Raw genomic sequence first — 12,963 nt, forward strand, 5'->3', positions numbered from 1 at the left:
TGAGTAACTCCCTGCCGTGAGAATCGGCAGCGATGAGTCAGACATTTCGGCACCATCCGATGCCAGTCGACGCCTCGCCCGTCACGCTAGGTGGCGATCTTACTATGGCTCGTCATTGAGTCGTAATCAAAACTGAGAACCACCGAAGTCGGTCCATCGACATCATCCCAGGGCTCGAATACGGTGCCGCTGCTGCCGCCGCATGGAGTGTCGGCGTTCGTCAGGTGTGCGATTTTCGGGGGTCTCATGAAGACTTGGCGTTCAATGGCGTCGACGGACTCGGCGCGTCGAGTCAGACGAGTACGCGCCATCGCGACGTGGACTGCCGCGGCGACCGCAATCGCCATGGCGCTGCCGTTGATGTCGGCGCCGGCGGCCGATGCGACGGGCCACGGGCACAAGGGCAAGATCTGGCAGCCGCGACCGGTGGTGAAGGAAGTCGCGGTGCCGTCGCAGGGCGGGTTGGCGACGAAGCGTTCCACGCCGCAGAGCCTGCCGGGCTACGTCGCGCCAGCTCCGGCGTGGCCGGTGGCTGCGACCGCGACTGTGGCCTTGGCCCCTGCGGCTGTCGCGCCGGCGAAGGCGTTTGCTGCCGGCGGAGCCATCGACGCCGCCGCAGGTTTGGCCGCGATCGCCGGGATGCCGGTCAGCATCGCAGCACCCAGCGATACCGCAGACGCAAACGCAACCCGCACTGCGACAGGGTCCGGCGCGTCGCCACCGCAGGCAGCGCCCGCCGCCAAGGTGACGCTGAGCGTTACCTCGCACGACGCGGCGCAGCAGGCCGGTGTCGCGGGCATGATCGTGACCGCGGTGCGCGCAGACAGCGGTGCGGCTGCCGCGCCCGCGACAGTCGCGGTGGACTACTCCAGCTTCGCGACAGCTTTCGGCGGCGACTTCGCCGACCGTATGGCGCTGGTGGCGCTTCCGGCCTGTTCGCTGACCACCCCCGACGATCCGTCCTGCCGTCAGCAGACACCGGTGCCGTTCACCAACGATCGCCAGCATCACAAGCTGGTGGCAACGGTGCAGATTCCGGCTGCGGCCTCCGTTTCATCGAAGGCTGCGTCCGCGGCGTTGGTGTTGGCGGCGAGCTCCACTCCGTCGGGGATGAACGGCTCCTACACCGCGACGTCGTTGACGCCCTCGGACACCTGGAACGGCGCGGGCAACGAGGGCTCGTTCGCCTACACCTATCCGATCACGACACCGGCCTCGCTGGGCGGCGCGGCGCCCTCCGTCGCCTTGGCCTACAACTCGGCCAGCGTCGATGGCCGTACGGCGGCCTCCAACGCGCAGGGCTCGTGGGTCGGCGACGGCTGGGACTACAACCCGGGCTTCATCGAGCGCTCGTACAAACCGTGTTCCAAGGCCGGTTTCCCCGCCTCCGCCGACGAGTGCTGGGGCATCCCGAACGCGACGTTGTCGTTGCCAGGGCACAGCGGCGAGCTGGTCCGCGACGACGCGACGGGAGCCTGGCGGATCGCCGGTGACGACGGCACGCGGGTCGAGCAGCTGACGGGTGCGACCAACGGCAACGCCGGTGATGGCGGCGCCTATTGGAAGCTGACCACGACCGACGGCACCGAGTACTACTTCGGCGCGAACCGACTGCCGCAGGCCGATGAGGGCACGAACAGCCCCAATGAACCGCCCACCTTCTCGGCGTGGGGCGTGCCGGTGTTCGGTACCGGAAGCCCGGCCGGTTCGAAGTGCGCGAGTCCCACGACGGCGGTGGCCGCTGACTGTCGGACCGGATGGCGCTGGAACCTGGACTTCGTCGTCGACCCGCACCACAACCTGACGCGCTACACCTACGCCCGCGAGGAGAACTTCTACCTGCGCGGGACGTCGAACAGCCCGACCGAATACCAGGCCGGCGGCTTCTTGCGGCAGATCGACTACGGCTGGCGCAGCAACGATTACTACAACACCGCAGTGCACCCCGCCGCCTCCGTGACGTTCAACCCGGTGGCGCGGTGCATCAGCGACACCACCCAGGCCGGGCATGACAGCCGCTGCCCTGTGGGCACCGTGCCGGTTTCCGGTGGCTTGGCGCAGACCGGCATCAACGCGGCGAACGCGCCGTCGTTCGTGGACACGCCCTGGGACCAGGCGTGCACTTCGGCCGGTACGAAGGACGGGACGGCCGGCGGCGCCAAGTGCGTGAACTACATACCTTCGTTCTTCAACACCGAGCGGCTGGACTCGGTGACGACGAACGTCTGGACCGGATCCGCCTACCGCCGCGTGGATCAGTACACGTTGATGCACCAGTTCAACGCGGTTCCCGACCCCTCCACGGCAGGCAATCAGCCGACATTGTGGCTGGCCGGGATCAAGCACAGCGGCTGGGTGGTGAACCAGGACGGCACCACGGCCCAAGCCGACGATCCGACCGTCTACACCTACGGCCAGTTCCTCCCGAATCGGGCCGCGACCCACTCGTTCAACGCGACCAACAACGCCTCGGACTACAACCGGCTGCGCCTGGCCGCGATCACGGACACCACCGGCTCCGAGGTCGACGTGTCCTACTCGGATCCGAGTACCCTGTGCCCGGGTCCGACCGCGCCGACGATCACGGCGAACTCCACGCTGTGCTACCCGGAGTATTGGACGATCCCCGGCGGCACCACACCGGTCCTGGACTGGTTCAACAAGTACACCGTGACGTCCGTGATGCGTTATGACGACACGCTGTTGGCCGCTGCGCGCCGGGTGAGCTACACCTATCTGGGCACGCCGGTGTGGCACACCAACGACTCCGAACAGACTGAAACCCAGTACCGGACGTTCGACCAGTTCCGGGGCTACGCACAGGTGCAGACAGTTGTCGGCAGCGAGATCGACAACAGCAACACCAAGCAGGTGGCCACGTACTTCCGGGGCATGGATCAAGACGGCAACGCCACCTATCCGTTCCAGGACGCCAACAAGCACGTATGGGTCGTGGACGGCCATGGTGATGTCTTCGCGCCCGGCGTTCCCGGCTTGCGCGATGACAATTCCCTGGCGGGGCAGGTGTTGGAGACGCAGACCTACGCCTCGTCCGGCAGCAGCAATGTGGTTTCCGACGTGGTGAACGTGCCGGTCGACCCGACCAGTTCGGGTCCGTCGAGCGCGGTGAATCTGCACACTGGTGGCCCAGACCCGGGGAACATGGTCACCGCCGCGCATGACCGCGGTTCGGGATTGCCGACGCAGCGTGCGCATTTCTCACACACCTCGAAGACGGTCACCTATCAGAAGGTCAGCACCGGCACCCGGCGCAGCGAGGTCGACTACGACTATGACAACACCCTGCCCAACCCGGTCATCGGCTCGTCGGGCGGCAACGGTCGGCTGTTGATGACCGACGACAAGGGCGATGGCACGGTGCAAGAGCTGTGCTCCGTGACGGGCTACGCGCTGCAAGCTGCAAATACCCAGCGCACCGCCATCCCGTGGCAGAGCACGAAGTTGCTGGGACCCTGCGTGTACGGAGTGAAGCTCACCGACTCCAACCTGGTCTCCGACACGGTGACGCTGTTCGACGGGTCTCCGAACACCAGCGAACTGCCGGGGCCGGGCGATCCGACCACCGTGAGGACGGCCGGCTCCATTCATCTGACAGACCCGGCCACCGGCACCTACGCCGAGTCCTGGGCGACGGCCGGCGCCACCTTCGACGGCAGCTACGGCCGCGTCACCTCGGTCACCGACGCGGATCAACACACCACTCACACCGACTACACGCCGTCCAGCGGCGCGCTCCCCTCCAGCTACAAAGTCACCAACCCGGCGGGCTGGGCCGCCACGACGACCCTGGATCAGGGCCGTGGCATCCCGGAGACGTCCACGGACGTCAACGGGCATCTCACCACTGAGATGCTCGACGGGATGGGCCGGTTGAAGGGGGTGTGGAAGCCGGACCGCCCGTGGACGACGAACAGGACCTTGCCCAATATCCGGTTCACCTACCTGCTCAACGGCACGACTCCGCACCTGGCCACCACTACGCAGCCGGCGCAGCCCAACGGCTACGCGGAGACCGAGACTCTGCTGGAGGACGGCAGCTATGCGGCCACCTTCAACATCGTCGACGGCTTCGGCGACGTGGTGCAGACCCAGTCGCCGGCGGTGGACGAGTCGCACGGCCGGATGATCGTCAACACCCGGTACGACACGCTCGGCCGGGTCATGGAGACCAACCTGCCCTACTTCGACCAGGGCGCCACGATCCCGACCGGAGTGTGGGCCTCCTGGAACGACAACCTTCCGGCCCAGACCGTCACCACCTACGACGGCATGTCCCGACCGATCACGGTCACGCAGAAGCACAACGGCTCGACCATCGCCGGCATGGTCACGACCACCTCCTACCCGGGTGTGGACCGCACCGATGTGGTCGGTCCCGGGAGCAACGGCGTCGGGCCTTCGTCGGCGACGTCGACGTTCACGGATGTCCGTGGCCGCACCACTTCCTTGTGGACGTACAAGAACAGCCCGCTGAGCCCGACCGGCAACGCCAACGACGCGGACGTCACCAGCTACGGGTTCGCCTACAACCCGGGCGGCACCGAGGGCACCGCGAGCACGGTCACCGACGCCACCGCCCACAACGTCTGGACGACCACCACCAGCGACCTGCTGGGTCACCAGGTGATCAAAACCGACCCGGACGCTGGAACCTCCACCAGCTACTCCGACAACGCCGGCCTGCTGTTGGCCACCGCCGACGGCCGGGGCCACGTGCTGGGCTACACCTACGACGTGCTCAATCGCAGGACGGGGGAGTACGACGGCGGTATCGCCGCCGACCACTCGGTCGGCGCGGTGGCCACTGCGGGCGCCCAAGCGACTGGCAACGGCGCGGCGAAGCTGGCCGCGTGGACCTTCGACCCGGCTGGGAACAAGGGTGAGCCGGATGCCTCGACCCGCATAGCCAACGGCAACGCCTATACACAGCAGGTCACCGGCTACGACGTCGACTACCGGCCGCTGGGCGCCAAGACCGTCATCCCCGCCAGTGAGGGACTGCTGGCCGGGACCTACCAGACGAGCAACTACTACACGTCTCAGACTGGTCTGATCGACCACTACGACACACCCAGCGTTCCGAACGCCGGGATCGGCCCGGAGACGGTCTACAACTCCTACAACCGGTTCGGGCTCCTCATGGCCACCGGTGGCAACGCCGACTACCTGGCTGCCACCACCTACGACCGTGACGGCAAGATCTTGTCCACGACGCTGGGCGACTACCCGTTCCAGATCGTGCAGCAGAACTTGTACGACGCCGGAACTGGCCGCGTCACCAACACGTTCGTCGACACCACGGCCGGTCAGAGCACGGTCAATCCGACGCAGCTGAACACTTACAGCATCGATGAGGTCTCCTACGCCTACGACGCCGCAGGCCGCCTGACCTCTACCGCCGACCTCCAGAACTGGTCGGTGTCAGGGTCCTACAACCCCGGTCCGGCGCAGCGGGACATCCAGTGTTACACCTACGACTACGCCAGCCGCCTGACCAATGCCTGGTCCGATTCCGGTGACCAGTCGCCGTCGGCGACCACCAACCCGAACAGCCCCACCACCGCCACCAGCGCCCTGGGCTCCTGCGCCTCCTCCACCGCCAACAATGCGCCCACTGACGCCAGCTCGAGGACACAGATCGGTGGCCCGGCCCGGTACTGGCAGTCCTACACCTATACCGGTAGCGATGCCCAAAGCGGCAACCGCACGTCCGTCACCGACCACGACCCGGCTGGCATCACCGCCAACAACATCACCCGCACCTCCTCCTACGCCGCACCGGGCGCCACCAACATCGGCGGCGCCACGAACCCCGGCACCGGCCCGCACCTGCTCGGCCAGATCACCAAGTCCGGCGCCGCGACCGGCACCGAGGGCTACTCCTACGATGGCGCCGGCAACACCACACTGCGACCGAACGGCACCGCCCTCGGCCAGCAGCTGACCTGGGACGCCGAAGGCCGCCTCAAGCACGTCGACAATAACAACGGCACCACCGCCGACTACCTCTACGACGCCGACGGCAACCAACTGATCCGGCGCGACACCGGCGGGACCACAGCAGGCACCACCCTGTACGTGGGCACCACCGAGATCCACCTGGCCGGGACCAACACCGTCACCGCCAACCGGTACTACAACTACCCAGGCGCCCCAGGCATCATCGTCACCAGCACCGGCGCCATCACCTACCAAGTCAACAACAACCAAGGCACCGGCGGCACCACGATCAACGCCGCCACCGGCAAGGTCATCGCCCGCCGGTACATCAAGCCCTTCGGCGAAACCCGCGGCACCCCGGCCACCCAGACAACCTCTCCCGCCTGGACCGACGACCACACCTTCCTTGGCAAAACCACTGACGCCTCAACCGCGCTCGTCGACATCGGGGCACGCAAATACGATCCGGTGACCGGTCGCTTCATCTCGATTGACCCGCAGTTCCAGCCTGCCGATCCGCAAGCCATCGGAGGGTACTCCTACGCGGGGAACGACCCTGTCGACAACAGCGACCCATCCGGCCTGAGGTACGCCGGTGAGAGCAGCGCCGGCTGGAACGTGTACCACCCGCCAGGCGAAGAACAAGGAAGCTTCGGGGAGTTCGTCGCTGGCGCCGGCCACTGGGTGGTCCACCAGGCAAATACGGCCTTCCAGCTCACACCCGTCAACAAAATCGTCTCAGCCGGCGCGACCGCGACGGTGGACCACACCATCACCAGCGGCGGCGCCAACGCCCCCTCCGGGCAGGTCGAGACCCAAACCATCTCGCCCGAGTCGGCTTACGACAACTTCATCGTTTCGCACCACATAGCCTCGCAGCGCCAGATGAACTCAGTGTCGACCTTCCTCGACATCGCCTCCACCTTCTCCCCGGCAGGCAAGGCCAAGGACGCGGATCTCCTGGAGGGCGGCCTCCGCGCCGCGGCCAAGCGCCTCATCACCAAACCCGCCGAAGCCTGCACCCACAGCTTCGCACCCGGTACACGCGTCCTGATGGCTGACGGCCTGACGAAATCGATCGAGGACGTCAAGGCCGGCGACGAGATCGAAAACGCCCAACCCGACGGCGCCACAGAGCACCACAAGGTCGACGAAGTCCACAAGACCCTCACAGACACCGACTTCACCGACCTGACCATCACCACACCCTCCGGCCCAAAGATCATCACAGGCACCCAGAATCACCCCTACTGGGACGCCACCACCGGCCGCTTCACCAACGCGTCCCAGCTCAAGCCCGGCGACCGCCTCCAGTCGGACGACTCAACACCAGCTACCGTAGCCGCGGTACACAACTACACATCCGCGATGGTCACCTACGACCTCACGATTGACGGGTTGCACACGTACTATGTGGTCGCGGGCGGCACGCCGGTATTGGTGCACAACTGTGGCGGGGAGGCGACCGTTCATTTGACTATCGTTAACGGCGTGCCGGATCACGCACTCATTACAGTCAGGAGTGACTCGGGTGAGGTGCTCCCCACGCACCAGTTCGGCAGCGTGAAGGACCCTCGTGCCGGGGTAGAGGTATTCAATCCGGCGACGAGGCTTGATCCGGACCAAACATTTAACATCAAGATTCCTCTTCCTAATGCAGACGGTGCTCTAGCCTATGCGGAAGTCATGATGGAGAAGACGGCGGCAGGGACTTATCCGAGTTACAGCTTGAGAACTCAAAGTTGTGTGACGTACTGTGCGAACGTGCTGCGTGCGGGTGGCGTTGAGGGTGTTCCGACAACTCCGCGTGCCGCGCAGGCATGGTTTTTCGAGCAGTTTGGATAAAGGCTTTTGTCGACAGAGGGGAAGTTCTCGATGGGTTTGCCGCGAGAGTGGGAGTGGTTAAGGGATATGCCCGACGAATGGGAAGCGCCTCTCGACATTCAAAAACCCACTCCGTACCCCGAAGTGAACATTTCAATCCGGCTCTTGTCCTGCGAATACCTTGACTTTGAGACGCGTGCTGCGGTCGGGCGCTTCGTGTCAGCGGAGGCGGAATATGATATTTGGTACCTGGGGAACGTGAAATCTGCAGGCTGGGAGATGGTAAAGTCTGCACACCTTCGTGAAATTCCAATGGAGCAGACTCGACTTGTCTATGAGGCGTGGAGAGTTTTTGAAGAGATCGATTACACCAGGGACCCCCGCGACGTTGTGCGCGAACGAAGAAGGATGGCACTCGCCGGCCTTCAGGCTGCACTCCAGGAGGCTGTAGACAGCTTCCATCGCGCGCGGCGAGAAAACTCTCCTGGTCACTGAATATGTGCCTTCGACGCGCTGGCGATGACGGGCATCGAACTCCGCGCAGATATTAACGGCAGAACAAGTCTTATGCTGACGGATCCCGACGGCGGTGACCAAGTCGTCATCGCCGGTAGGGACGGCCACGCCCCGCAAGCGCACCACTTACCACAAGGTCGGCAGCCGGCTCATCGCCGTCGGATGCGCCCGGTCGAGTACGGATTCGCGCCCTGAATGTTTCGCACCTCCGTACCAAACTCCGCACGAGGGTCATCCATCACATCGCTACCTCCGCCTCGTTCCTTTCCAGCCAGTCCAGGTACCAGCTCCGAAGGTTGTGGCGGTTGCCGGCTGCGTCACAGTGTGGCTCGAAGGGCGGGTTGGTGCCGCAGTCGCGGTGGCGGAGTTCTCCGCGGTGGGGGCCGATGAGGATGAGCCAGGTGGTCATTCCGCAGCCGTTGTTGCTGATGTGGATTGCGCCGCGGGCGCGGGTGGGGAGCCAGGTGTTGGTGCCTTGGTCTGCGAATGCTTGGGCGAAGTCGGCTAGGTGGTCGTTGCTGGGGTCCGGGGTGGGTTGGTTCGTGTCCGGCGGTGCGGAGGATTTCTTGCTGTCTGGCTGGCCAGTCCTCTGTTTCGACGAAGGGGGCGGGGCCTGGGCCTCCGCTTCCGACCTCCATCAGGAAGCTTCGATATCCGTCCGGGAGTGCCACGCCGCATTGGTGCTCGACCTCAGAGATCTCGGCGGCGGTTAATGTGGGTTCGAATACGGGGAACCGGGATGGCCCGTGTCGTGCTTCGTCGACCGCGAGACGCGGTCCCGGCCCCTGACCAGCTTGTTTGTGGACCCATGTCACCTTAAGTTCACGCGCTAGCTCGGCTGCACGAGACGGCTCTCGTAGGCGAAGATTACGACTTGTACCCGGTCGCGGAGTTCAAGCTTTTGCAGGATCCGTCCCAGATGGGACTTCACGGTTGCCTCAGCGAGGTTCAGGGCGGCTGCGATCTCGGTGTTGGACAGGCCGCGGCCTACGTGGACGAGTACCTCGCGCTCGCGGGCGCTGAGTTGGTTCAGTCGCGCGTCGTGTTCGGTACTGCTGTTGGCGTCGGGGACGTGTGCGCAGAAGTTCTCCAGCAGGCGGCGGGTTATCCGCGGTGAGACTACGGCGTCGCCTGCCGCGACGTTTCGTATCGCCGTGAGCAGTTCCTCGGGTCTTGTGTTCTTCAGCAGAAAGCCCGAGGCGCCGGCTCGGAGGCCGTCGAAGGCGTATTCGTCGAGATCGAAGGTGGTGAGAATCAGTACTCTGCTCTGCGGGGAGATCTGGATGACCTGCCGCGTCGCCTCGATTCCGTCGGTCCCCGGCATGCGGACGTCCATGAGCACGACGTCGGGTCGCAGTTCTCTGGCAAGGCGGACGGCCTCGGCGCCGTCGGCCGCTTCGCCGACCGGAGCCATATCGGGTTGGGACTCAAGAACGGTGCTGAAAGCCATACGGAGCAACGCTTCGTCGTCGACGATGAGGATGCGGATCGTCATGCTGAAACCTCATCCACAAAGCCGATGCCAACCCTGCCAGCGATGCAAGCGCCGCCGCTCTCGCCCACATCGCCGACGCTGCCAAGCTCAAGCCGCGTCTGAACTCCCCAACCACCACCCCGAAGCGGCCCGGCCCGCAACCGCCCACCGTACGCAGCCGCACGCTCGCGCATGCCGGAGATACCGTGCCCAGGCAACGCATTCCCGGCGATTGGCGAGGATGGGCCGCTGTCGCTGACGTCCACCTCGACGGCCCCAGCCGAGCACTCCACCCGAACCTCCGCCCGCGTGCCGACGGGTGTGTGCTTGAGAGTGTTGGTCAAGGCTTCCTGCACCAGTCGATAGACCGTCAGCTGCGCCGTAGCCGGAATGTGAGTGTGATCCCCGTGCACTTCGAGGCGCGTGGGCAGCCCGGCGGCGCACATGTGATCGGACAGGTCTTGCAGCTGCGCGATGCCCGGCAGCGGGTGGCGTACGGCTTCGGGCTCGTCGGCGCGCAGAATCCCCAAAGAGCGCCGCATATCGGTCAGAGCCTGCCGCCCCGTCTCCGAGATCTGAAGCATGGCGGAGGTCGCCTTGTCCGGCGACCGATGCTGCGCGTACACAGCAGCATCAGTGAGCGCGACCATGACCGAAAGGTTGTGGGTGACGATGTCGTGCATCTCCCTGGTAATACGTGTCCGCTCCTCAGCGACGGCCAAGCGCGCCTGCTGCTCCTGCTCTTGCTTCTGGCGTGCGGCCCGGTCCTCCAGCGTCGCGAGGTAGGCACGCGTGGTCCGCACATTCATACCGAGAACGGCAGCGGCGACGGCCATCGCGGTGACCGTGACAAAGAGCGTCAGGAACCCGCCCTCCGTCTCCCAGCGCAGGCAGGCCAGAAGCAACCCGACCTCCACAATGGCGCCGGCGACAAGCGTGACCCTCCGCCTGGAGCTCGCGGCGACGCTGTATAACGCCACCAGCAAGGCGATGTCGGCCGGCAGCTGAAGGTTCACCAGCAACTGGACGGAGGCAACAACCGCCACAACGCCGAAAACCATCAACGGAGCACGGCGACGCCACACCAGCGGCAGTGCAAGAGCAACCGTAAGAACCATGGCCACCGGCAGTTCTCGCGATATGCGCGTGGCCATGACGTTCACCAGAAGAAGCGTCGCCAAAAGCAGGTCCCACACCACCGGCGGCTGCCGTGAACCCCAGCGCGCAGCGGCTCTCAATGGCCGCGCCGCACGTGCGCAGCCCAGGCCGACGTACTTCGCCAGCCATGTAGTCGCCATCGCCCACCGCATCCGGGCCCGGTCAGCGGCCACCTCGGTCATTGCACGTTCCTGTCGATTCATCCTCACAGTGCCCCCGCGCGGGACCACCACCGCGTAAAGCTCGCTGGAGCCGAGCCGAGCCGAACCCAGCCGAGCCGAGCCGAGCCGAGCCGAGCCGAGCCGAGCCGAACCCAACCCAGCCGAACCGACCACCCAGCTCAGCCGACCCGCCACCCAACCACCGTACGCCGCACACCCCACAACCCACATGAGCCCACCGTCTGATCCCACCACGCCCCCATGCGACCCCAGGAGGAGCCCACCCACCACCCGTGGTCGCAACCCGCCCCCCACCCCGGCCTGCTCGTTTGCCACCCCAGTGGCAAACTCGACGGCGACCCGGGATCGATGTGGCAACCCACCCCCGCCACCGACGATGGCCACGTGACCGAGATCATCGCGGGACTGTACATGTCCCCTCTGGAAATCCTGGCCTTGCTGGCCGCCGTCGCACTGGTGGTGGCACGCTGGCTTCCCCCGGCTCCCCGCCCCCGCGTCACGATCGCGGCGGCAGCGGTCTTCGCGCTCTCCACGATCGTCCTGGGCGTCGTGGGGTTCCGCTGGCAGATGCTGCCGGTCCTGATAGGCGCGGCATTCTCGCTGCTGTTTGCACTCACGCCGCTGCTGCGACGCCGAAGCGGCCGGCCGGCGTGGCGAGCCTGTTGGTGGCTGGCGCTACCGGGATCAGTGGCCTGCGTCGGAATCATCGCCACCAGCCCGGTGGCTGCCTGGGCCTTCCCCATACCCACGTTCCCCGAACTGTCGGGCACCTTCGCGGTCGGCACCCGCGTAGTGCAGTGGACCGACCCGCACCGCCCCGAGACCTTCACCTCCGACCCGAACGACCACCGCACCGTCGTCGTGCAGCTCTGGTACCCCGCACAGAAAAGCCCCGCAGGCGCGCCGCGTGCCCAATACCTCGGCCGCACAGAGCATGAGGCGCGCATCGTCTCCGACGCTCTCGCTCAAGGAGTCGGTCTGCCCGCGTTCCTGGTCGACGACGTCTCGCAAGCTCGCACCCACTCAGTCTTCAACGCCCCCGTAGCCGCCGGGAGCGCACGGTTCCCTGTCGTCCTGTTCTCGCCCGGATCTGGCGGAGTGCGCACCCAAAACACCGCCTGGGCAGAGGAACTCGCCAGCCACGGATACGTCGTCGCAGCCCTCGATCATCCCTACGACTCCGCCGCCGTCGTCCTCACCGATGGCCGAGTAATCAAGAGCGCGACAGCGTCCAGTGGCGACGCGGACAAGGACGAGAAGCTGGCGGCCGGCTGGACCGCGATTCGGGCGGCCGACCTCAGCTTCGTCCTCACTCAACTGGGCAGCCTGGACGGAGGCGAGATCGCCGATCCGCTGACCGGACGCCTGGACACCGGCCGAGTCGCGGTGACCGGCCACTCCATGGGCGGAGCCGCCGCCCTCCAGGCCGCCCGACAGGACCGCCGCTTCGAGGCCGTCATCGATCTCGACGGCTTCCCGCACGGCCCCGCCTCGCCATCCCTCGATCAGCCGACGCTCGCCCTCACTCAGGCCATCACCTCGGGGACCGACCCGCGCTACGTATCCAGACTCACCGACGCGCTCAACTCCAGCACCGCGACGAGCTATCGCCTCACGATCCCCGGCGCCGCACACCTCACCTTCATGGACGGCCCGCTGTATCTGCCGCCTGTGCCCTCGATAGTCGGCTCCCTGGGCCGCAGCAAGAGTCCACGAGTCGTCGCCGGAGCCACCCTCGCTTTCCTGGACATCGTCCTTCGAGACCAGCCAGGCGACCCGGCCAGCGCTCTGTCGGCCTACGGCCAGCTCACCGTTTACCACCCGAACGCCGGCCACTGACCCGACGGG

Annotated in this window: 8 protein-coding genes; 3 read left to right on the forward strand and 5 right to left on the reverse strand. The window is 65.9% G+C overall.

The window, feature by feature from the left end; all coding sequences use genetic code 11:
* Positions 1-86 precede the first annotated feature (86 nt).
* Both ABD481_RS06390 and ABD481_RS06395 read right to left on the reverse strand, forming a co-directional pair.
* On the reverse strand, positions 87-482 hold the full coding sequence (locus tag ABD481_RS06390; protein WP_344664583.1) for a hypothetical protein: 396 nt from the start codon (positions 480-482) through the stop codon (positions 87-89).
* A gap of 18 nt (positions 483-500) precedes the next feature.
* On the reverse strand, positions 501-653 hold the full coding sequence (locus tag ABD481_RS06395) for a hypothetical protein (protein WP_344664584.1): 153 nt from the start codon (positions 651-653) through the stop codon (positions 501-503).
* 91 nt (positions 654-744) lie between these two features.
* Between ABD481_RS06395 and ABD481_RS06400 the strand changes: the two genes are divergently transcribed.
* Together ABD481_RS06400 and ABD481_RS06405 are read left to right on the forward strand one after the other, a co-directional pair.
* On the forward strand, positions 745-7,806 hold the full coding sequence (locus ABD481_RS06400; RefSeq protein WP_344664585.1) for an RHS repeat-associated core domain-containing protein: 7,062 nt from the start codon (positions 745-747) through the stop codon (positions 7,804-7,806).
* A gap of 66 nt (positions 7,807-7,872) precedes the next feature.
* Positions 7,873-8,280 (forward strand): hypothetical protein, encoded by a 408-nt coding sequence (locus ABD481_RS06405; RefSeq protein ID WP_344664586.1) that lies wholly within the window; start codon positions 7,873-7,875, stop codon positions 8,278-8,280.
* Between the two features lie 338 nt (positions 8,281-8,618).
* On the opposite strand, the gene ABD481_RS06410 is transcribed toward ABD481_RS06405, so the two are convergent.
* From ABD481_RS06410 to ABD481_RS06420, 3 genes are read right to left on the reverse strand one after another with little or no spacing between them, the layout of a single operon-like run.
* Positions 8,619-9,116: an SMI1/KNR4 family protein gene (locus ABD481_RS06410; protein WP_344664587.1), complete on the reverse strand. Its 498-nt coding sequence runs from the start codon at positions 9,114-9,116 to the stop codon at positions 8,619-8,621.
* A 14-nt stretch (positions 9,117-9,130) separates the two neighbouring features.
* The gene (locus ABD481_RS06415) at positions 9,131-9,796 is read right to left on the reverse strand and encodes a response regulator (RefSeq protein ID WP_344664588.1); all 666 of its coding nucleotides are present in this window, start codon (positions 9,794-9,796) and stop codon (positions 9,131-9,133) included.
* Positions 9,793-11,115 carry a sensor histidine kinase gene (locus tag ABD481_RS06420; RefSeq protein WP_344664589.1) on the reverse strand — a complete coding sequence of 441 codons (1,323 nt, stop codon included), beginning with the start codon at positions 11,113-11,115 and terminating at the stop codon, positions 9,793-9,795. The genes ABD481_RS06415 and ABD481_RS06420 overlap by 4 nt, the downstream gene beginning before the upstream one ends.
* Before the next feature lie 348 nt (positions 11,116-11,463).
* On the opposite strand from ABD481_RS06420, the gene ABD481_RS06425 reads away from it, so the two are divergent.
* On the forward strand, positions 11,464-12,954 hold the full coding sequence (locus ABD481_RS06425; protein ID WP_344664590.1) for an alpha/beta hydrolase family protein: 1,491 nt from the start codon (positions 11,464-11,466) through the stop codon (positions 12,952-12,954).
* The last annotated feature ends 9 nt before the right edge of the window (positions 12,955-12,963 follow it).

The sequence above is a fragment of the Catenulispora yoronensis genome (assembly GCF_039531695.1).
GTDB lineage: Bacteria > Actinomycetota > Actinomycetes > Streptomycetales > Catenulisporaceae > Catenulispora > Catenulispora yoronensis.